The sequence below is a fragment of the Pseudonocardia lutea genome, assembly GCF_042658055.1.
Lineage (GTDB): Bacteria > Actinomycetota > Actinomycetes > Mycobacteriales > Pseudonocardiaceae > Pseudonocardia > Pseudonocardia lutea.
Genome location: NZ_JBHSQK010000032.1, coordinates 48,680 through 68,136 on the forward strand (window position 1 = coordinate 48,680; position 19,457 = coordinate 68,136).

Here is a 19,457-nt window from a genome sequence, read left to right on the forward strand (position 1 = left end):
GTGCCGTGGGTCACGTACCGGCGAGTAGCTACGCTCCGGCCCATGCGCAGCGAGGCACGCACGGTCCGCACCCCGGACGGCCTGGACCTGGCCGTCCACCTCGCCGGGCCGGAGGGCGCCCCGGTCGTCGTCGCGGTGCACGGCTACCCGGACGACCACACCGTGTGGGACGCCGTGGTCCCCCTGTTGGCGGACACGTTCCGGGTGGTGACCTACGACGTGCGCGGCGCGGGCGCCTCGCAGGCGCCGGCCGAGCGCGCGGGCTACCGGATCGAGCGGCTCGCGGCCGACCTCGTCGCCGTGCTCGACGCCGTCGCGCCTGCGGAACCGGTGCACCTGCTGGCGCACGACTGGGGGTCGATCCAGGGCTGGCACGCGGTCACCGACCCGGCGCTGCGGGCGCGGTTCGCCTCCTTCACCTCGATCTCCGGGCCGTGCCTGGCGCACATCGGCGCGTTCGGGCGCAGCGCGCGGCTGCGCGACCGGCTCCGGCAGCTGGGCCGCTCCTGGTACGTCGGCTTCTTCCAGCTGCCGGTGCTGCCCGAACTGCTCTGGCGTTCGGGGCTGGCGGGCGGGCTCGTCGCCCGGCGCGAGCGCGTCCCGCGGCCGGCGGCGCGGGACGCCGTGCGCGGGCTCGAGCTCTACCGCGCGAACCTCGGCCGGGGCGGCGGGGAGCGCCGCACGGAGGTCCCGGTGCAGGTCCTGGCCCCCACCGGGGATCGGTACGTCACCCCCGCCCTGCAGGCGAGCGCCGAGCGGTTCGCGGCGGACTTCCGCTTCCGGCGGGTCGCCGGCGGGCACTGGCTGCCCCGCAGCCGTCCCGACGTGGTCGCCCGCTGCGTGCGGGAGCTGGTCGAGGCCGTGGCCCGGCCGGAGGCGGCCCCACGCCGGACGCGGCCGACCCCCGGCCGGTGGACCGACCGCGTCGTCCTCGTGACCGGGGCGGGCAGCGGGATCGGCCGCGCGGTGGCCCGCGGCTTCGCCCGGCGCGGCGCCGTGGTCGTCGCGGCCGACAAGGAGGTCTCGACCGCCCGGCAGACGGCCTTCGAGACCGGCGGGCACGCGTACCAGGTCGACGTCGCCGACCCGGACGCGATGGCCGCGCTCGCCGACCGGGTGTGCGCGGAGGTCGGCGTGCCGGACGTCGTGGTCAACAACGCCGGCATCGCGGTCTCCGGCCCCTTCCTCGACCACGGGCCCGCGGACTGGCGGGCGATCGTCGACGTCAACCTGATGGGCGTGGTGCACGGCTGCCGGCTGTTCGCGGCCCGGATGCGGGAGCGCGGCGAGGGCGGGCACCTGGTCAACGTGGCCTCCGCGGCCGCCTTCACCCCGACGACCTTCCTGCCGGCCTACTGCGCCACGAAGTCGGCGGTGCTGATGCTGTCGGAGTGCCTGCGCGCCGAGCTCGCGCACGACGACATCGGCGTCACGGCGCTGTGCCCCGGTTTCCTGCCCACGGACATCGGCGGCTCGGCCCGGTTCGTCGGGGTCGACGACGCGACGGCGGCCGAGCGGCGCCGCTCCACCGACCGGCTGCTCAAGCGCCGCCGGTACCCGCTGGACAAGGTCGCCGACGCCGTGGTCGCCGCCGTGGAGGCGAACCGGCCGATCCGGCTGCTCACGGTGGAGAGCCGCACCGCCTACGCGCTGTCCAAGGTGGCCCCCGGCGCCCTCCGCCGCCTGGCCCGCCTGTCCGCCCCCGGCCTGTAGCGTCCGCTCGTGCGCGTCGACGACCTCACCACCCCTGCGCTGCTCGTCGAGCGGGGCGCCCTCCGGCGCAACCTCGACACCATGAGCGCGGCGCTCCCCGGGGCCCGGCTGCGCCCGCACGTCAAGGCGCACAAGTGCACGTCGCTCGCGCGCTGGCAGCGGGACAACGGCCATCCCGGCTTCACCTGCGCCACGATCCGCGAGTGCGAGGTCATGGCCGAGCACGGCCTCGGCGGGGACCTGCTGCTGGCCAACGAGGTCGTCGACGCCTCCCGGCTGGGCACGCTCGTCCGCGACGGCGCCCGGATCACGCTCGCCGTGGACTCCCGGGAGACGATCGCGGCGGCGTTGCGCGGCAACGTCCTCGAGGTGGTGATCGACGTCAACGTCGGCCTGCCCCGCTGCGGCTGCCCGCCCGAGAAGGCCGGTGACCTGGCCGATCTCGCCCGGCGCAACGGCCTGGAGGTCCGCGGCGTGATGGGCTACGAGGGCCACCTGATGATGGTCCAGCCCGCCGAGGAGCGGCGCCGGCTCGTGCGCGAGGCGATGGAGAAGCTCGCGACGGCGGCGCGGGAGGTCGGCGGCGAGATCGTCAGCGCCGGCGGCACCGGCACCTACGACGTCAACGAGTGGGCCACGGAGATCCAGGCCGGGTCGTACGCGCTGATGGACAGCGCCTACACGCAGCTCGGGCACCCGTTCGAGCAGGCCGTGTTCGTGCTGGGCACGGTGGTCTCGGTGTCGGCTGAGTGGGCGGTCGTCGACGTCGGGCTCAAGGCGCTGGGCATGGACCACGGCAACCCGACCATCCCGGGCGCCCAGGTCTGGTTCTGTTCCGACGAGCACACCACCTTCGCGCCCGGCGACCTGCGGCTGCGGGTGGGCGACCGGATCCGCGTGGTGCCGGCGCACGTCGACCCGACCGTCGCGCTGCACGAGGCGATGTGGCTGGTCGACGGCGACCAGGTCGCCGAACGCTGGGCCGTCGACATGCGAGGGTGGTAGCCGTGCTGGTCCCGCGGCTGCGCCCCTTCACCTCCACGATCTTCGCCGAGATCACCCAGCTCGCCGTGCGCACGGGGGCGATCAACCTCGGCCAGGGCTTCCCCGACACGGACGGGCCCGCCTCCCTGCTGGCCGACGCCGCCGCCGCGATCACCGAGGGCGGGGTCAACCAGTACCCGCCGGCGCCGGGGTTGCCCGCGCTGCGCGAGGCCGTCGCCGCGCACCAGAAGCGCTTCTACTCGCTGGACGCCGGGGACGTGCTCGTCACCATGGGCGCCACCGAGGCCCTCGCGTCGGCCGTGATCGCGTTGTGCGAGCCGGGCGACGAGGTGGTGGTCTTCGAGCCGTACTACGACTCGTACCCGGCCGTGATCGCGATGGCCGGGGCGACCCGCCGGACCGTCCCGCTGCGCGCCCCGGACTTCCGGCCCGACCCGGCCGAGCTGCGCGCGGCGTTCGGGCCGCGGACGAGGGCGGTGCTGGTCAACACCCCGCACAACCCGACCGGCGCGGTGTTCGACCCGGACACCCTCCGGGCGATCGGGGACCTCGCGATCGAGCACGACGCCGTCGTGATCACCGACGAGGTCTACGAGCACATGACCTTCGACGCCGAGCACGTCCCGATGGCCACCCTGCCGGGCATGCCCGAGCGCACCCTCACGATCTCCAGCGCGGGCAAGACCTTCTCGGTGACGGGCTGGAAGATCGGGTGGGTGCACGGGCCGGCCGGGCTCGTCGCGGCCGTGCGGGCGGTCAAGCAGTTCCTGACCTTCGCCGGCGGCGCTCCCTTCCAGCCCGCCGTCGCGAACGCCCTGGCCCTGCCCGACGAGGTGTTCGCCGCGATCTCCGCCGACCTGCGGCCGAAGCGGGACCTGCTGACGGAGGGCCTGCGCGAGGCCGGGATGCGGGTGTTCGAGCCGCGCGGCACGTACTTCGTAGTCGCCGACCTCGCCCCGCTCGGCGTCACCGACGCCGCGGCCTACGCCCGGGCCATGCCCGAGCGGCTCGGTGTGGCCGCGGTCCCGGTGAGCGTGTTCTGCGACGACCCGGACCTCGCCCCGACCCTGCTCCGCTTCGCCTTCTGCAAGCGCGACGAGGTGCTCCGCGAGGCGGTCACCCGCCTGCATCGCACGACGACGCCATGACGCACGCCGAGCGAGTGTGCAGCATGGCTCCACAACGCGCCTGGACCACGGCCTCGAGCGCAGTGTGATCACACTGCCGTCGGGCCGTGCCGCTGCCCGTTCCGGCGTCGAGACCGCGACCTCGTCGGCGCGCCGCCGGGTGCGCCGTTCACACCCGTTCGAGGCGGACGACGACCCATTTCGAGGTGGGGGTGCCGGAGTCGAGGGCCTGGGAGTCGAGGGGCACGAGAGGGTTGGTCTCGGGGTAGTAGGCGGCGACGCAACCCTTCGGGGTGTCGTAGGAGACGAGCCGGAAGTTCTCCGCGCGGCGCTCGATCCCGTCGTCCCATTCGGACACGAGGTGGACGTGGTCGCCGTCGCGGTACCCGAGCTCGGCCAGGTCCGCGGGGCTGATGAACACGACGCGGCGGCCGGACCGGATGCCGCGGTAGCGGTCGTCGAGGCCGTAGACGGTGGTGTTGAACTGGTCGTGGCTGCGGATGGTCTGCAGCACCAGCCGCCCCTCGGGGACCGTGGCGACCTCGAGCGGGCTGACCGTGAACACGGCCTTGCCCTCGGGGGTGGGGAAGGTGCGCGTGTCGCGGGGCGGGTGGGGCAGGGTGAACCCGCCGCGGCGGCTGATCTTCTCGTCGTAGGCCTCGCAGCCGGGCACGACCCGGCCGATCGACTGCCGGATTCGGGAGTAGTCGGCAGCGAAGTCGGCCCACGGGATGCCGTACCGGTCGCCGAGGGTGGCCGACCCGATGCCGCAGAGAATGTCGACCTCGGAGCGCAGGTGTGGGCCGGCGGGCTCGGAGCGGCCGCGGGAGGCGTGCACCGCGGACATGGAGTCCTCGACGGTGACCCGCTGCACCCGCCCGCCGGTGCGGTCCTGCTCGGTGCGCCCGAGGGTGGGCAGGATGAGCGCGTCGTGGCCGGCGGTGAGATGGCTGCGGTTGAGCTTGGTGGAGATCTGCACGGTCAGCGCGGCCGAGCGCAGGGCGGCCTCGGTCACGTGGGTGTCGGACATGGCGGCGGCGAAGTTGCCGCCGAGCCCGATGAAGACCCGGGCCTTCCCGTCGCGCAGGGCGCGGACCGCCGCGGCGGCGTCGTGGCCGTGCTCGCGCGGGGGTGCGAAACCGAACTCGGCGCCGAGGGCGTCGAGGAAGGCGTCCGGGACCTTCTCCCAGATGCCCATGGTGCGGTCGCCCTGGACGTTGGAGTGCCCGCGGACCGGGCACAACCCGGCGCCGGGCTTGCCGATCATGCCCTGGAGCAGGGCGACGTTGACGAACTCGCCGATGGTGGCGACGGCGTTGCGGTGCTGGGTGATGCCCATGGCCCAGCAGTTCACGATCCGCTGCGAGGTCGCGAACAGCTCCGCGGCGGCCTCGATCTCGGCCCAGTCCAGGCCGGTGGCGGCCACCACGGCGGCGCGGTCGAGGTCGCGGATGTGCGCGGCCCAGGCGTCGAACCCGACCGTGTGCCGGGCGACGAAGTCGCGGTCGACGGCGCCGCGCTCCAGCAGCAGGTGCCCGATGGCCTGCCAGAGGGCGAGATCACCGTTCGAGCGGATCTGCAGGTAGCGGTCGGCCAGCCCGGTGCCGCGCCCGGCCAGGCCCGTGGGCTTCTGCGGGTTGTCGAAGCGCAGCAGGCCGGCCTCGCGCAGCGGGTTGATCGCGAGGATCTTCGCGCCGTGCTGCTTGGCGATCTCCAACGCGGAGAGCATGCGCGGGTGGTTGGTGCCCGGGTTCTGCCCGGAGATCACGATCAGGTCGGCCTCGTGGATGTCCTGCAGCGAGACCGAGCCCTTGCCGATGCCGATGGTGCGGGCCAGGGCGACCGAGGTGGACTCGTGGCACATGTTCGAGCAGTCCGGCAGGTTGTTGGTGCCGAAGGCGCGGGCGAAGAGCTGGTAGACGAACGCGGCCTCGTTCGACGCCCGCCCGGAGGTGTAGAACACCGCCTCGTCCGGGCTGGACAGGGCCTGCAGGTGCGAGGCGACCAGCGCGAACGCCGCGTCCCAGGAGATCGGCTGGTAGTGGTCGGCCCCGGCCCGGCGCACCATCGGATGCGTCAGTCGGCCCTGCTTCTCGAGCCAGTGGTCGGACTGGCGCTCCAGCTCGGAGATCGGGTGCGCGGCGAAGAACTCCGGCCCGACCGTGTCCCGCTGGCCCTCCCAGGACACGGCCTTGGCGCCGTTCTCGCAGAACTCCGCGGTGTGCCGATGATCGGTCGGGTCCGGCCAGGCGCAGGACATGCAGTCGAACCCGTCGACCTGGTTGAGCGTCAACAGGTTCCGCGCCGACTTGACCGGCCCCATCTGCTTGAGCGCCCGCGACATCGACACCCGCACCGCCTTCAACCCCGCCGCATGCGTGGCCGGCCGACCCACCCGCAGGTGCGACTCCTCGGCGTCGACCCTCGTGGCGGGGGCAGGGGTGGCGTCGGGCGTGGTGGACACGGGGAACCTCCGGCGATCGTGCGGGCCGGTGGGGAGCCGGCGACCCGAGTCTAGATCGAGGCCTCAGAGCAACAGGACGAGCGCGACCACGAGCAGCAGCACGCAGAAGCCGAGGAGCGCGACGAGCACCACACCCGGCCGCTCCAGCGGGGACCGCAGCCGGGTCCAGCCCAGGGCCGCGGCCGCGTCGTCGACGATCCGGTGGCCGTCGGTACCCACCTGCTCGGCGGAGTCGGGGCGCCGGCCGAAGCCGGCGAGCAGCGAGCGCGAGTCGCCGGACTCCTCCGCCGCGCCGGGCACCGGGGCCCGCGAGTCGGTGACCCGGTAGGTGCCCGTGACCGCGTCGAGCGCGACCCGGTGGGTGAGGACCTCGCGACGACGGCGACCGCGCGCCCCGGGCGGGCTGCTCACCTCCGCGACCAGCTCGAAGCCCGCGGCGGTGGCGGTGACGGTGTACGGCGTGCCCTTCGCGGCCCTGCGGACCCGCGCGAGCAGCGCGGCCGGGTCGTTCGCCATGCGCGTCAGGCCGCGGGGGAGGCGTCGGCGCTGCTCCGGCCGCAGGCGGCCAGCGCGTCGAGCCCGAGGCCGAGCTCCGCGGCCAGCGCGGCGACGGTGAAGAACGCGGGTGTCGGGATCCGCCCGGTCTCGATCTTGCGCAGCGTCTCCGGCGAGATGTCCGCGGCCGCGGCGACGTCGCCGATGCTGCGCTCGCCCCGGGCGGCGCGCAGCAGGGCGCCCAGCCGCTCGCCGCGCTCGCGGTCCTCGGGGGTCAGGGGGACGCGCACCATGCCGTCATACTAATACCGGTATAGTTATCAGCGTGATCGAGCTGAAGACGCCCGGGGAGATCGACGCGATCGATGCCGCCGGGTCCGTGGTCGCCCGCATCCTCGCCGCGATCCGCGAGCGGGCGGCGCCCGGTGTCCGGCCGAGCGAGCTGGACGCGCTGGCCTCCGACATGATCGCCGAGGCGGGGGCCGTGTCGAGCTTCCGCGGCTACCACCCGCGCTGGGCGCCGGGGCCGTACCCGGGCGTGCTGTGCGTGAGCGTGAACGACGCGGTGGTGCACGGGATCCCGTCGCGCACCAAGCTACGCGAGGGGGACCTGCTCAGCGTGGACTTCGCCGTCCACCTCGACGGCTGGTGCGCCGACGCCGCCTTCAGCGTCGTCGTCGGGAACGGGGACCCGGGTGACGAGAAGCTGATCGCGACCACGGAGGCGGCCCTCGACGCCGGCATCGCGGCCGCGCAGCCGGGCGCCCAGATGGGCGACGTCGGGTACGCGATCGGTCAGGTCGCGCGCGGGGCGGGCTACGGGATGCTCGCCGACCACGGCGGCCACGGCGTCGGCCGGTCGATGCACGAGGAGCCGCACGTCCCCAACGAGGCCAAGCCCCGCCGGGGACTGAAGCTGCGGCCCGGGCTGGTGATCGCGATCGAGCCGATGCTGCACGCCGGCGGGAAGGACTCCTACCGGCACGACCGCGACGGCTGGACGATCCGCACCGCGGACGGCAGCCGTGCCGCGCACGCCGAGCACACGATCGCGATCACCGAGAACGGCCCGCGGATCCTCACCCTGCCCTGACCGCGAGTCGGCACTCTCGCGCGACCGAGTTGCACCTCCCGGGACGTCCCGGGATGTGGGGTTCGGTCGCCCGGGAGCGCCGACTCGCGAGGTGGGGTCAGTCGCGGGTGATGCCGTCGGCCAGCAGGCCCACGCCGATCCCGGCGAGCCAGACGTCCTTCGCGATCCCCAGTCCCTGCTGGCTCGGCCAGATGCTGCCCGGCCGTCGCAGGCCCGGGATCCGGACGTAGAGGCCGAGCAGGCCGCCCGCGAACGCGGTGAGCAGCGCCCCGCCGACCGCGGCCGGGACGAAGGGCGCGAGCAGTGCGACGCCGGTGGCGATCTCGCCCGCGGCGAGCGCCTTCATGAACTGCTCCTGCGGGACCCGCTTGAGGAAGGGGTAGGCGGTGGTCGCCATGCCGTACACGCCCGCGGCCTGCTCCGGGCCGGCCTTCCACTTCTCCAGCCCGGAGTGGAGCACGAAACCGCCGCTGCTGATCCGTCCGGGGAGCTCCCGGAGCTTCGCCAACGCCATGCCCGGACGCTAACACAAGTGGGGAGTGCTCCCCGTTTGGTCCGTTACGGTGTGCGGCGTGACCCTGCGCGCCGACGCCGAGCGCAACCGTCGCGCCCTCGTCGCGGCGGCCCGCGCGGTGTTCGGCGAGCAGGGCCTGCAGGCGCCGTTCGACGAGATCGCGCGCCGGGCCGGCGTCGGCAACGCGACCCTCTACCGGCGCTTCCCCAGCCGCCGCGCGCTGGCCGCCGCGGTGTTCGCGGAGCGGCTGGGCGACTTCGCCCGCGCGGCCGAGGAGGCGCTCGCCGAGCCCGATCCGTGGACGGGGTTCCGGACCTACGTGCTGACGGTGCTGCGCATGCAGGCCGCGGACCGCGGCCTCGCCGACCTGTTGACGCTCAGCGTCCCGACCGAGCCCGAGCTGGAGGCCCTGCGCGGGCGCGTCGTGGCCGGGCTGACCGAGCTCGTGGACCGGGCGCAGCGGTCGGGCGACCTGCGCACCGACGTCACCCCCGAGGACCTCGGACTGCTCCTGATGGCCAACGCCGGGCTGGTGCACCGCACGGCCGAGGCCGCGCCGCACGCGTGGGAGCGGATGGCCGCGTTCGTGCTCGACGGGCTCCGCACCACCGCGGCCACCGCGCCCGCGCCACCCGGGCTCACCCCCGAGGCCCTGACGCGCGCGATGGTCGCGGGCGCCGCCCGGCTGGGCTGCGTCGAGTGAGCGGCCCGCCCTGCTCGGCCTGCCGAGAGGGATGCCCGACGAGGTCGCCGCAACGCCGGCGCACCGGTTCGGTCTGGAGGAAACTGACCTCGCGGTGAGTCCCGGGGGTGTCGACCCGGCGACCGTTCGTGCAGGATGCGTGCCGTGTCCGATGCCGCACAGTTCACCCCGCAGACCGCCGAGGCGATCGCCCGGGCCCGTCAGCACTCGCTCGGCGACCTGTTGCGCCGCACGGCGTTGCGCTACCCGGACAAGCTCGCGGTGGTCGCGGGCGAGCGCCGGGTGAGCTTCGCCGAGTTCGACGCCGCGGTGAACCGCTGCGCCAACAACCTGGCCGGCAAGGGCCTGGGCAAGGGCGACCGGCTGGCGCTGCTGTCGCACAACTCGTGGCAGTTCGCGGTGCTGGCCTTCGCCACCGCCCGGCTCGGCGTCGTGCTGGTCCCGGTGAACTTCATGCTGAACGCCGAGGAGATCGCGTTCATCCTCGGTCACTCCGGTGCGTCGGGCATGGTCACCGAGGACGCGCTCGCCCCGACCGCGGAGAAGGCGCTCGCGAGCGCCGGGCTCTCCGGCGGGGTGCGCGGCTGGATCCCGCTGTCCGGCGCGGCGCCGACCGGGGAGTGGGAGGACGTCGACACCTGGATCGACTCCGGCTCCGCCGAGGCTCCCGACGTGCTGGTGGCCGACGACGACCCGCTGCGGCTGATGTACACCTCGGGCACCGAGTCCCGGCCCAAGGGCGTGATGCTGTCGTCGAAGTCGCTGATCTCCCAGTACGTGTCCTGCATCGTCGACGGCGGGATGAGCGCCGACGACGTCGAGGTCCACACGCTGCCGATGTACCACTGCGCGCAGCTGGACTGCTTCTTCTCCGTCGACGTCTACCTGGGCGCCACCTCGATCATCCTGCCCGGCCCGGACCCGGCCCGGCTGCTGGAGACCATCGAGCGGGAGAAGGTCACCAAGCTGTTCTGCCCGCCCACGGTGTGGATCTCGCTGCTGCGCCACCCCGACTTCGACACCCGCGATCTCTCGTCGCTGCGCAAGGGCTACTACGGCGCCTCGGCGATGCCGGTGGAGGTGCTGCGCGAGCTGTCGCGGCGGCTCCCGGAGGTGCAGTTCTGGAACTTCTACGGCCAGACCGAGATGTCCCCGCTGGCCACGATCCTGCGCCCGCACGAGCAGCTGCCGCACGCCGGTTCGGCCGGGCGGGCGTCGTTGAACGTGGAGACCCGGGTGGTCGACGACGAGGACAACGAGGTGCCTCCCGGTCAGGTCGGGGAGATCGTGCACCGCTCCCCGCACGCCGCGCTCGGGTACTACAACGACGAGGAGAAGACCGCCGCGGCCTTCCGGAACGGCTGGTTCCACTCCGGGGACCTGGGCGTGGTCGACGAGAACGGCTACCTCGCCGTCGTCGACCGGAAGAAGGACATGATCAAGACCGGTGGGGAGAACGTCGCCTCCCGCGAGGTCGAGGAGGCGCTCTACCTGCTCGACGGCGTGGCCGAGGTGGCGGTGTTCGGCATCAGCCACCCGCACTGGATCGAGGCGGTGACCGCGGTCGTCGTGCCCAAGCAGGGCGTGGAACTGACCCGCGAGCAGGTCGACGCGCACGCCCGCGAGGTGCTCGCCGGCTACAAGCGGCCCAAGTACGTCGTGTTCGCCGAGGCCCTGCCGAAGAACCCCAGCGGCAAGATCCTCAAGAAGGACCTGCGGGTGCAGCACGCGGATCTGGCGAACGAGGTCTAGCGATCGTTCGTTCAGGCGGCTAGAAACGAGGGGTGCGCAACGACGGGCAGGCCGGCACCGCCGGCAGGGTGAGCTGACATGTACCCCGGGACCTGGGCGCGGCAGGCGCCGGACGACATCGCGACCATCATGTCCGGCGGCCCGCTCGACGGGCTCCGCCAGACCTACAAGGAGCTCGACGACCGCTCCGGGCAGCTCGCGCGGGTGTTCCTCGCGCAGGGGCTGAGCCGGGGCGACCACGTGGCCTTCGTGCTGGAGAACCGCCCGGAGGTGTTCGAGGTCTACTGGGCGGCGCTGCGCTGCGGGCTCTACGTCACCGCGGTGAACAGCCATCTCTCGCCCGCCGAGGTCGCCTACATCGTGTCGGACTGCGAGGCGCGGGTCCTCGTGGTCTCGGCGGCGTTGTCCGGCACGGCCGAGGAGATCGTGGCCGAGACGCCGAAGGTCGAGCTGCGCCTCGCCGTCGGCGGCCCGATCCCGGGGCACGAGGACTACGAGGCGGCGCTCGCGGCGCACGAGCCGGGCCCGCTCGAGGACCAGCCCTGCGGCATGGACATGCTCTACTCCTCGGGCACCACCGGACGCCCGAAGGGGATCAAGCGGGAACTGCCGGAGCGGCAGGTCGACGAGCCCGGCGACCCGATGCTCACCGGCTTCGGCGAGGCCTACGCCTTCGGCCGCGACTCCGTCTACTACTCGCCGGCGCCGCAGTACCACTCCGCGCCCCTGCGCTTCGGCGCCATGGTGCACGCCCTCGGCGGCACGCTGGTGATCGCGGACCGGTTCGACGCCGAGCGGTCGCTCGCGGACATCGAGCGCTTCCGGATCACCCACAGCCAATGGGTGCCGACGATGTTCGTCCGCATGCTCAAGCTGCCCGACGAGGTGCGCCACCGCTACGACCTGTCCTCGCTGCGGGTCGCGGTGCACGCGGCGGCACCCTGCCCGATCGAGGTCAAGCGGAAGATGATCGAGTGGTGGGGGCCGGTGCTCGAGGAGTACTACAGCTCCACCGAGTCGCCGGGCGCCACCCGGATCAGCTCGGCCGAGTGGCTGGAGCACCCCGGGTCGGTGGGCCAGGCCAAGGTCGGGATCCTGCGGATCTGCGGCGACGACGGCGCGGAGCTGCCCCCCGGGCAGATCGGCACCATCTACTTCGAGCGGGACATCGAGACCTTCGCCTACCACGGCGACCCCGGCAAGACGGCCGAGTCCCGGCACCCGGAGCATCCACTGTGGGCGACCACCGGCGACATCGGGTACGTCGACGACGACGGCTGGCTCTACCTCACCGACCGCAAGTCCTTCATGATCATCTCGGGTGGGGTGAACATCTACCCGCAGGAGATCGAGGACGCGCTCGCCCTGCACCCCGCGGTGCACGACGTCGGCGTGATCGGCGTGCCGGACGAGGAGATGGGCGAGCAGGTCAAGGCGGTCGTGGTGCCCGCGGAGGGGGCGACACCGGGGCCGGAGCTGGAGCGCGAGCTGCTGGAGTTCGTCCGGTCCCGGATCGCGCACTACAAGTGCCCGCGCACCGTCGACTTCACCGACTCCCTGCCCCGCACGCCCACGGGCAAGCTGGTGAAGCGGCGGATCGTGGAGCGCTACCGCTGACGTTCCGGGAGTGGCGACGGTCGCCGGCGGCCGTCGCCACTCACGACCACGCACACTCCTTGGTCACGGCGGTCCCGAGGCGGGGAGGGGTGGCGCCGGCTCGCTAGTCGCGGCGGTCCCGGGCGGGGAGGGGTGGCGCCCACTCGCTGAGCAGGTCGGCGAGGTCGTCGAGGCCGGTGAGTGAGAGGTCGCCGCGCAGGCCGCGCAGCGCGGCGGTGCGGGCGCCCGCGGCCCGCCCGGCGGCGAGCCCGGGCTCGGTGTCCTCGACGACGAGGCAGGCCGCGGGATCCACGCCGAGTGCCTTCGCGGCGCGCAGGTAGCCCTCCGGGTCCGGCTTGCCGGTGGTGATGTCCTCACTGGTCACGACGACCGGGGGCGGGGTGATCCCGGCCGCGCGCAGCCGGACGTCGGTCAGCCGGCGGTCGGCGCTCGTCACGACCGCCCAGGGCAGGCCGAGGACGTCGAGCAGGCCGAGCAGGCGGCGGGCGCCGGGGATCTCCCGGACGTCGTCGAGATCGGTGTACTGCAGTTCGAGCTGACGGGCGGCGGCCGCGGCCACGCCCGCCTCGTCGAGGTCGGGTCGGGCCTCGCGGACCGTGGGCGTCGACGGGCGGCCGTGCGCCACCGCCAGCACGGGCCCGGGAGCCACGCCGTACTCCGCCGACCAGGTCCGCCAGGCGCGCTCGACCGCGGCGTCGGAGTCGACGAGCGTGCCGTCCATGTCGAACAGCACCGCGCGGAGGTCGTCCAGGTCCATGCCCGCACGGTATCCGGGACGGATGCAGCGTCCGGAGCTCCGGGCCGTGGTGTGGCGCGCACCGGATGTGGGCGTGCGGAGGTTGTGATCGCTCCCTCCTGGTTCCTCGCGGTGGTGGGGCAGCACGACCGGAGGGGCCTGGCACAACGGGCGGCGCGCCGCACATCGGGTGGGGCGCCACGCACCGGGCGAGGCGCCGCACAAACGGGCGGGGGCGTTGCACAACGGGCGGGGGCGTTGCACAACGGGCGGGGGCGCTGCACAACGGGCGGGGGCCCTCGCACAACGGGTGGAGCGCCGCACGCCTGGCGTGGGCCTGGCGCACACCCAGGAGGTTCGTGGCACATCCGGTCGACGAGCTGTGCGGAGCTCTGTCGGGTGTGGGAGGGGCGGTCTGGCGGAAGCTCGGGCGCCGCCGCGAACGAACTGCCCGGACGCTCCCCGGGCTGCACATCCGCCGGGCGGTCTGGCGGAAGCTCGGGCGCCGCCGCGAACGAACTGCCCGGACGCTCCCCGGGCTGCACATCCGCCGGGCGGTCTGGCGGAAGCTCGGGCGCCGCCGCGAACGAACTGCCCGGACGCTCCCCGGGCTGCACATCCGGCGGGGGTTGGTCGAAGCTCGGGCGCCACCGCGAACGAAATGCCCGGCGCTGTGGGCGCTGTCCCAGCTGACACATCCGGCGGTGCGTCGCACAACCCGTCGACGAGGTGTGACGCGAACGCCTCCGGTGTGGGGTCCGGATCGGGTGGGTGTGCGGCGGCGCGACGGGTGTGGGGCGTTGGGCTCGTGGTGGGCGCGACGCCGGTACGCGGGACTCCGGGGAGCAGAGCGGCAAGGGGTCGAGCACGGCGCCGGAATAGGGGGAGGGGGTATGTGGTTGGACGGCGCGAAGGGAGGCTGCGATGGAGAACGCACTGATCTACCGCCTGGCGGAGGGGAGCCTCGAGGCAGGCCGTCCGCTGGAGGCCCTCGAGCTGCTGGCGCCGCTGGTCGACGAGCTGCGCGACACCGCGGCCGGGGCCCTGCTCCTCGGGCGGGCGTACTACCGGTCCGCGCAGCTGCGCCGGGCCGAGGAGACGCTGGCCCGGGCGGTCGAGCTCGCGCCGAGCGACCCGTACGCCCGGTACCTGCTGGGGCGCACGCTGCAGCGGCAGAGCCGGCACGCCGACGCCCTGCCGCACCTGCGGCTGGCCGCGGCCCAGGACCCCGCCTACGCCGGGGACCGGGACGCGTGCGCCGCGCGGATCGCGAGCTGATCGCTCCGCGCCGATCGAACGGCGCTCTCGCTCACCAGGTGTGAGNGTTCTCGGGAAGCGGGGCCGAGGTGCCTCACCGATCGCGGACGGTGGAGTGAGCGGCACTCTCGTTCAGCAGGTATGAGCGAGAGTGCCGTTCGCTCACGGGTTGGTGACCGGCGCCGCGATCCGGGCGGGGTCGGTGGCCGTCTCCGTGCCGGTGTTGCCGCCCCCCTCGGAGTTGGTGTTCCGCGGCCCACGGGTGCGAGTCGTGGGGCTCGGGGCGGTCGTGGTGGTCGGGGCGGGCTCGACCGTGGTGGTGGGGGCGGGGGCCGTGGTGGTGACCTGCACCGGCGCGACCGGGACGGCCCGGGCGGGGGCGCGGGTGGTGGTGGCCGCGGGCCGGGCGGCCGTGGTGGGGGCGGGGGCCTCGGCCACCGGCTCCGGCGGCGGGGCGATCTCGTTCGTGTCGACCGTGTCGCTGGCCTCGGCGGGGCTCGCGCCCCCGAGCAGCGGGATCTCCATCAGCGGTCCGCGGTTCCCGGCGGCGAGGCTGATCCCGACCACGGCGAGGAACACGATGCACACGGCGACCACGCTGTAGATGCCGAACTTGATGCCGCGGGTGCGACGGCCCCGTTCGTCGACGAACACCGGGCGTACGGAGGCGATCGCGGCGGTGGCGTCGATCGGCGACTCGGCCGCCAGCTCCGCCCTGCGCCGCGCCGAGATCGCCGTGGTGGCCTCGATCGCCGGCGTGCCGGCGAGGGCCGTGGCGTCGGCCGGCGCGTCCCACGAGGCCCCCGGCGACACGCGGGTCGCGTCCGCGTCCCACCCCGGCGCGTCGGAGACCCGGGTCGCGTCCCACGCCGGGGCGTCGGAGACCCGGGTCGCGTGCCACTCCGGCGCGTCGGACACCCGGGTCGCGTCCCACGCTCGCGGCGCCCGTCCCGCGTCCCAGGCTCCGGGCACGCTCCGCGGCGGGTCCACCGGGGTGAACAGCGGCGCGGCCGGCGACCCGAGCGGCGCGTCGTCGAGGTCCACGTCGTCGAGGGGCCGGCGGGGAACCGGGACGGACCGCCGGGCGCGGGTCTCGTCGTCGATCATGGGGTGACGTCCTCCGGGGGAGCGAGGCCCGCGCTCACGTCGCGGACCGTCCGGGTGAAGGCGAAGCGGGTCTGTTCGATCCCGCTGCACGCGTAGGACGCGGTGGCGTTGCCGGGGCAGTCGCCGTTGTCGCGTCCCACGGACCACAGGCCGACGGCGCCGATGCCGCGGTCCCGGGCGACCCCGGCGACGCGCGCGGCGTCGGCGAGGGTGGTGACCGGACCGGTGTCGTTCCGGCCGAGCATGAGGGTGATGCCGGTCCGCGACGGGTCGCGGTCCAGCTGCCCGACGATCGCGTCCGTGGCCCGCAGGATCGTTCCGGACCAGTCGCCCCCGTCGGGGAAGTTCATGACCATCGCGTTGACCCGGGCATCGACGCCGCGGGCCTCGACCGTGCGGACCAGGTCGAGCGCGGCCGCGGTCAGCCCGTGCGCGGCGTCCTGCACGGGAAGGGTCAGGGTGACGTCGACGCCCTCGAGCAGCGCGAGCGCGCCGGCGACCTTCGCGGCGTCGATCCCGGTCTCCACGTCGACGTCGAGCCGGGTGGCCCCGACGGACGCGAGTGCGGTGCGGTACGCCCCGGCCAGGGACTCGGCGTCGGGGCAGGCGTTCTCCAGGTAGGTGCCGGTCGCGCCGCCGGTGGCGACGGTGACCTGCTCGAGTGAGCCCGCCGCCTCGACCACCACCGGGTCGGTGATCGGCGTCTGGCCGCCCCAGGAGGGCGTGCAGCTCCCGTCGGCGGAGAGCACGAAGGCGAGGACGGCCGAGCGGACCCCGGTCTGCGCGACCATGTCGGGCAGCGGGGAGGGCCGCAGCGAGACGTCGACGTAGGGCAGCACCTCGGGAGCCGCCCGCGGCGCCGGCGCCGGGTCCGTGGTGGGGGCGGCGCACGCGAGCAGCACGGCTCCCAGGGCGAACGGCAGCGCGAGCAGCGCAACCGGGCGCACGCGGGATCGCCGCATCGGCGCGTCCTCCACCGGATGGACCAACAGGGAGCGGGCGACGGCTACTCCGCGCGGCTTCGGGGAGCCGCACGGGCGACCGCCGTGCTACCCGTCCATCGAAGGAGTGACGGAGACCGTTACGGCGCCGAACGACCTGTGACGCTCGGCCCTTCGAGGCAACCTCCCGGGCTCACCCGACCATCTCGGGCACCGACGCGGTCGCCCCGCTCTCCGCGGCCGGGTCCTCCAGCAGCGGGCAGGCGATCCAGCCCTCGGGGATGCCGAAGGCGTCGACGAGCAGCCGCGCGTGCGGGCGCAGCTCCCCGCACAGCTCGTTGACCGCGGCGACCACGGCGCGGGTCTCGGCGGCCGTGAGCCGGCCGTGCTCGAGGTACCAGGCCCGGTCCCGCTCGATCGTGGCGAGCGCGTGCAGATCGCACACCGTCTCGAGCAGCGCCTTCACCGAGGGGTCGGCGGCCCGCTCGATCCCGGCCACGAACGCGTCGAGCACCAGGACGTCGACGTGCGCGCGGGCGGCGTCGAGCAGGTGGTCCTGGGCCGCGTTGAAGATCGCGAACTGGTCGGCGCCCTTCTTCAGCGCCGGGCGCAGCCGCCGCGCGACGCCCGCCAGCAGGTGCTCGGCCCGGTCCGCGATCAGCCGGCGCTGCTCGGCGCGGTCGCGCGGACGGAAGCCGCGGCCGGGGAGCCGGCGCGGCAGCTTGTTGGCGCCCGTCCGCTCGGCGGCCGCGTCGAGGGCCTGCCCGCCGACGAACCGGGCCAGCCCGAGCGGCGAGAGCTTCTGCACGCGCTTGCCGTAGTCCGCCAGCAGGTTCTTCGCGAGCAGCTGGAGCAGGACGGTGTTGTCGCCCTCGAAGGTGGTGAAGACGTCCGTGTCCGCCTTGAGCTGCGGCAGCAGGTTCACCGAGAGGTAGCCCGCGCCGCCGCAGGCCTCGCGGCAGGTCTGGATCGTGCGCGTGGCGTGCCAGGTGCCGATCGCCTTGACGCCCGCGGCGCGGCTCTCCAGCGCGCGTTGCGCCTGTTCGTCCGGCTGGGCGTCGGGCCGGTCGCTCCGGGGCGCCTGCAGCCGGTGCATCTCCGCCACGAGGTCGTCCTGCGCGAACTGCAGCGCGTAGGTGGTGGCCAGCGCGGGCAGCAGCTTCCGCTGGTGGGCGCGGTAGTCGAGGATCGCGGTCTCCTGACCGGTGCCCGGGTCGGCGAACTGCCGGCGGCGCTCGCCGTAGCGGATCGCGAGGGCCAACGCCTTCTGCGCGGCGCTGCCGGCCCCGCCCGCGACGCTGATCCGGCCGCGGACCAGCGTGCCGAGCATCGTGAAGAAGCGGCGTCCCTCGTTCTCGATCGAGCTGGTGTAGGTGCCGTCCGGCGAGACGTCGGCGAACCGGTTGAGCAGGGCCTCGCGCGGCACGCGGACCGAGCGGAAGGTCAGCCGCCCGTTGTCGACGCCGTTGAGCCCGGCCTTGTGCCCGCAGTCGCCGATCTCGACGCCGGGCATCGGGGCGCCCGCGTCGTCGCGGATCGGGACCAGGAAGGCGTGCACGCCGTGGCCCTGCCCGCCCGTGACGAGCTGGGCGAACACCACCGCCATCCGGCCGTCCCGCGCGGCGTTGCCGATGTAGTCCTTGCGCGCCCCCGGCTCCGGGGTGTCGATCACGAACTCCTCGGCGACCGGGTCGTAGGTCGCCGTGGTGCGCAGGTGCTGGACGTCCGACCCGTGGCCGGTCTCGGTCATCGCGAAGCACCCGAGCAGCTCGCCGTCCATGATCTGCCGCAGGTACCGCTCGTGGTGCCGCTCGGTGCCCAGCACCTGCACCGCACCGCCGAACAGGCCCCACTGGACCCCGGCCTTGACCAGCAGCGAGAGGTCGCCGTAGCCCAGTGCCTGGAAGGCGGTGACGACACCGCCGACGTCGCCCTTGCCGCCGTACTCGGGCGAGAACCCGGTGTGCGGCTGGCCCGTCGAGGCGAGCTCGTGCACCAGCTCGAGCACCCTGGCGCGGTACTCCTCGACCGACAGGTCGGGATCGACCGGGCGGAACCGGGCCATCTGCTCCCGGACCGAGCTCCGGACGTCCGCCCAGCGGCCGTCGAGGGTGGAGCGGAGCGCGTCCACGGACGGGGTCATGCGGTGCCTCCTGCGGTACTGGTCGTGGCTCCGCGCGCCGCGCCCGAGCCGGTGTCGCCCGCGCGGGCTGCGCTCGGGCCGGTGCTCGCGGCGGAGCCGGAGGTGGTCGCCAGGCCGGCGAGGCCGGTCCAGGCGAGGTCGGTGAGACGGGCGGTGAGCTGGTCCCGGGTGGTGCCGGCGGGCCGGGCGAGCCAGTCGTCGGCGGCCCCGCGGACCAGCCCGACGAGGGCGTGGCCCCAGGTGCGCGCCGCGGGCGCGTCGGGCAGGTAGGTCCCGATCACCTCGGCGACCTGGTCGCCGATGACGGTCACGAGATCGGTGACGGGGTCGGCGCCGGCGACGGCGGCCCCGAGCAGCGGGCGCTGTACCACGAACCGGTACACCTCGCGGTCGGACTCGATCAGCCGCAGGTACGCGTCGATCCCGGCGGCGACGGCGGCGTGCGGACCGGCGCCCGCGGCGAGCGCCCGGTCGGTGGCGCGCCGGATCTGGCCCGTGAGCAGCCGCGCGACGGCCTCGCACACCGCGGTGTAGAGCCCTGCACGGTCGCGGAAGTGCCGGTAGACGGCGGTCTTGGACGTGCCCGCGGCGGCGGCGATCTCGTCCATCCCCACCCCGGCCCCGTGCTGCCGGATGGCCGCGACGGTGGTACGGACGAGCTCGGCACGGCGCTGCTCGCGGTGGGCGTCCCACCGGGAGTCGCGCCGGTCGCGCGCGAGCTTCGCCTCCGCCTTCATGAAACCGACGGTACCGGGTACTCTGAGTTCTGGCTACTCGTGGGTAACACCGC

Annotated in this window: 17 protein-coding genes; 8 read left to right on the forward strand and 9 right to left on the reverse strand. The window is 74.3% G+C overall.

Going from position 1 to position 19,457, the window contains the following annotated elements; all coding sequences use genetic code 11:
• Positions 1-42 precede the first annotated feature (42 nt).
• The 3 genes from ACFQH9_RS13965 to ACFQH9_RS13975 are packed head-to-tail and all read left to right on the forward strand — an operon-like array spanning position 43 to position 3,866.
• Entirely contained in the window at positions 43-1,713 is a 1,671-nt protein-coding gene (locus tag ACFQH9_RS13965) for an SDR family oxidoreductase (RefSeq protein WP_379566475.1), read from the forward strand.
• A gap of 9 nt (positions 1,714-1,722) precedes the next feature.
• Positions 1,723-2,718 (forward strand): alanine racemase, encoded by a 996-nt coding sequence (locus ACFQH9_RS13970; protein ID WP_379566477.1) that lies wholly within the window; start codon positions 1,723-1,725, stop codon positions 2,716-2,718.
• Positions 2,719-2,720: 2 nt separating this feature from the next.
• Positions 2,721-3,866 carry a pyridoxal phosphate-dependent aminotransferase gene (locus ACFQH9_RS13975; RefSeq protein ID WP_379566479.1) on the forward strand — a complete coding sequence of 382 codons (1,146 nt, stop codon included), beginning with the start codon at positions 2,721-2,723 and terminating at the stop codon, positions 3,864-3,866.
• 148 nt (positions 3,867-4,014) lie between these two features.
• On the opposite strand, the gene ACFQH9_RS13980 is transcribed toward ACFQH9_RS13975, so the two are convergent.
• The 3 genes from ACFQH9_RS13980 to ACFQH9_RS13990 all read right to left on the reverse strand — a co-directional run bounded on the left by ACFQH9_RS13980 (position 4,015) and on the right by ACFQH9_RS13990 (position 7,097).
• Positions 4,015-6,309, reverse strand: a complete 2,295-nt coding sequence (locus ACFQH9_RS13980; RefSeq protein WP_379566480.1) for an FdhF/YdeP family oxidoreductase — start codon at positions 6,307-6,309, stop codon at positions 4,015-4,017.
• A gap of 63 nt (positions 6,310-6,372) precedes the next feature.
• Complete coding sequence (locus ACFQH9_RS13985; RefSeq protein ID WP_379566481.1) at positions 6,373-6,825, reverse strand: hypothetical protein; 453 nt, start codon at positions 6,823-6,825, stop codon at positions 6,373-6,375.
• 5 nt (positions 6,826-6,830) lie between these two features.
• Entirely contained in the window at positions 6,831-7,097 is a 267-nt protein-coding gene (locus ACFQH9_RS13990; protein ID WP_379566483.1) for a helix-turn-helix domain-containing protein, read from the reverse strand.
• Positions 7,098-7,129: 32 nt separating this feature from the next.
• On the opposite strand from ACFQH9_RS13990, the gene map reads away from it, so the two are divergent.
• Positions 7,130-7,897 (forward strand): type I methionyl aminopeptidase, encoded by a 768-nt coding sequence (map, locus tag ACFQH9_RS13995; RefSeq protein ID WP_379566484.1) that lies wholly within the window; start codon positions 7,130-7,132, stop codon positions 7,895-7,897.
• A gap of 97 nt (positions 7,898-7,994) precedes the next feature.
• Here the strand turns inward: map and ACFQH9_RS14000 are convergent, their stop codons facing one another.
• Positions 7,995-8,411 carry a hypothetical protein gene (locus tag ACFQH9_RS14000; RefSeq protein ID WP_379566485.1) on the reverse strand — a complete coding sequence of 139 codons (417 nt, stop codon included), beginning with the start codon at positions 8,409-8,411 and terminating at the stop codon, positions 7,995-7,997.
• Between the two features lie 58 nt (positions 8,412-8,469).
• Between ACFQH9_RS14000 and ACFQH9_RS14005 the strand changes: the two genes are divergently transcribed.
• The 3 genes from ACFQH9_RS14005 to ACFQH9_RS14015 all read left to right on the forward strand — a co-directional run bounded on the left by ACFQH9_RS14005 (position 8,470) and on the right by ACFQH9_RS14015 (position 12,483).
• Positions 8,470-9,114: a TetR/AcrR family transcriptional regulator gene (locus ACFQH9_RS14005; protein WP_379566486.1), complete on the forward strand. Its 645-nt coding sequence runs from the start codon at positions 8,470-8,472 to the stop codon at positions 9,112-9,114.
• A 144-nt stretch (positions 9,115-9,258) separates the two neighbouring features.
• The gene (locus ACFQH9_RS14010; RefSeq protein WP_379566487.1) at positions 9,259-10,866 is read left to right on the forward strand and encodes an acyl-CoA synthetase; all 1,608 of its coding nucleotides are present in this window, start codon (positions 9,259-9,261) and stop codon (positions 10,864-10,866) included.
• Positions 10,867-10,944: 78 nt separating this feature from the next.
• Complete coding sequence (locus tag ACFQH9_RS14015; RefSeq protein ID WP_379566488.1) at positions 10,945-12,483, forward strand: acyl-CoA synthetase; 1,539 nt, start codon at positions 10,945-10,947, stop codon at positions 12,481-12,483.
• A gap of 103 nt (positions 12,484-12,586) precedes the next feature.
• Here the strand turns inward: ACFQH9_RS14015 and ACFQH9_RS14020 are convergent, their stop codons facing one another.
• Entirely contained in the window at positions 12,587-13,240 is a 654-nt protein-coding gene (locus ACFQH9_RS14020; RefSeq protein WP_379566490.1) for an HAD-IA family hydrolase, read from the reverse strand.
• Positions 13,241-14,143: 903 nt separating this feature from the next.
• Between ACFQH9_RS14020 and ACFQH9_RS14025 the strand changes: the two genes are divergently transcribed.
• Positions 14,144-14,497, forward strand: coding sequence for a tetratricopeptide repeat protein (locus tag ACFQH9_RS14025; RefSeq protein WP_379566491.1), 354 nt, complete (start codon positions 14,144-14,146; stop codon positions 14,495-14,497).
• Positions 14,498-14,638: 141 nt separating this feature from the next.
• Here ACFQH9_RS14025 and ACFQH9_RS14030 read toward each other — a convergent pair whose 3' ends face one another.
• The 4 genes from ACFQH9_RS14030 to ACFQH9_RS14045 form a co-directional block, all read right to left on the reverse strand.
• Positions 14,639-15,583 carry a hypothetical protein gene (locus ACFQH9_RS14030; RefSeq protein WP_379566492.1) on the reverse strand — a complete coding sequence of 315 codons (945 nt, stop codon included), beginning with the start codon at positions 15,581-15,583 and terminating at the stop codon, positions 14,639-14,641.
• Entirely contained in the window at positions 15,580-16,545 is a 966-nt protein-coding gene (locus ACFQH9_RS14035; RefSeq protein WP_379566493.1) for a glycoside hydrolase family 18 protein, read from the reverse strand. Before ACFQH9_RS14035 ends, ACFQH9_RS14030 begins: the two co-directional genes overlap by 4 nt.
• 172 nt (positions 16,546-16,717) lie before the next feature.
• The gene (locus tag ACFQH9_RS14040; protein ID WP_379566494.1) at positions 16,718-18,667 is read right to left on the reverse strand and encodes an acyl-CoA dehydrogenase family protein; all 1,950 of its coding nucleotides are present in this window, start codon (positions 18,665-18,667) and stop codon (positions 16,718-16,720) included.
• On the reverse strand, positions 18,664-19,404 hold the full coding sequence (locus ACFQH9_RS14045) for a TetR/AcrR family transcriptional regulator (RefSeq protein ID WP_379566495.1): 741 nt from the start codon (positions 19,402-19,404) through the stop codon (positions 18,664-18,666). The genes ACFQH9_RS14040 and ACFQH9_RS14045 overlap by 4 nt, the downstream gene beginning before the upstream one ends.
• Positions 19,405-19,457: the final 53 nt, after the last annotated feature.

Coding starts and splice junctions, on each gene's coding strand:
- ACFQH9_RS13965 (WP_379566475.1), top strand. CDS start 43: ATGCGCAGCGAGGCACGCACGGTCCGCACCCCGGACGGCCTGGACCTG.
- ACFQH9_RS13985 (WP_379566481.1), bottom strand. CDS start 6,825: ATGGCGAACGACCCGGCCGCGCTGCTCGCGCGGGTCCGCAGGGCCGCG.
- ACFQH9_RS13990 (WP_379566483.1), bottom strand. CDS start 7,097: ATGGTGCGCGTCCCCCTGACCCCCGAGGACCGCGAGCGCGGCGAGCGG.
- ACFQH9_RS14000 (WP_379566485.1), bottom strand. CDS start 8,411: ATGGCGTTGGCGAAGCTCCGGGAGCTCCCCGGACGGATCAGCAGCGGC.
- ACFQH9_RS14015 (WP_379566488.1), top strand. CDS start 10,945: ATGTACCCCGGGACCTGGGCGCGGCAGGCGCCGGACGACATCGCGACC.
- ACFQH9_RS14020 (WP_379566490.1), bottom strand. CDS start 13,240: ATGGACCTGGACGACCTCCGCGCGGTGCTGTTCGACATGGACGGCACG.
- ACFQH9_RS14025 (WP_379566491.1), top strand. CDS start 14,144: ATGGAGAACGCACTGATCTACCGCCTGGCGGAGGGGAGCCTCGAGGCA.
- ACFQH9_RS14030 (WP_379566492.1), bottom strand. CDS start 15,583: ATGATCGACGACGAGACCCGCGCCCGGCGGTCCGTCCCGGTTCCCCGC.
- ACFQH9_RS14035 (WP_379566493.1), bottom strand. CDS start 16,545: ATGCGGCGATCCCGCGTGCGCCCGGTTGCGCTGCTCGCGCTGCCGTTC.
- ACFQH9_RS14040 (WP_379566494.1), bottom strand. CDS start 18,667: ATGACCCCGTCCGTGGACGCGCTCCGCTCCACCCTCGACGGCCGCTGG.
- ACFQH9_RS14045 (WP_379566495.1), bottom strand. CDS start 19,404: ATGAAGGCGGAGGCGAAGCTCGCGCGCGACCGGCGCGACTCCCGGTGG.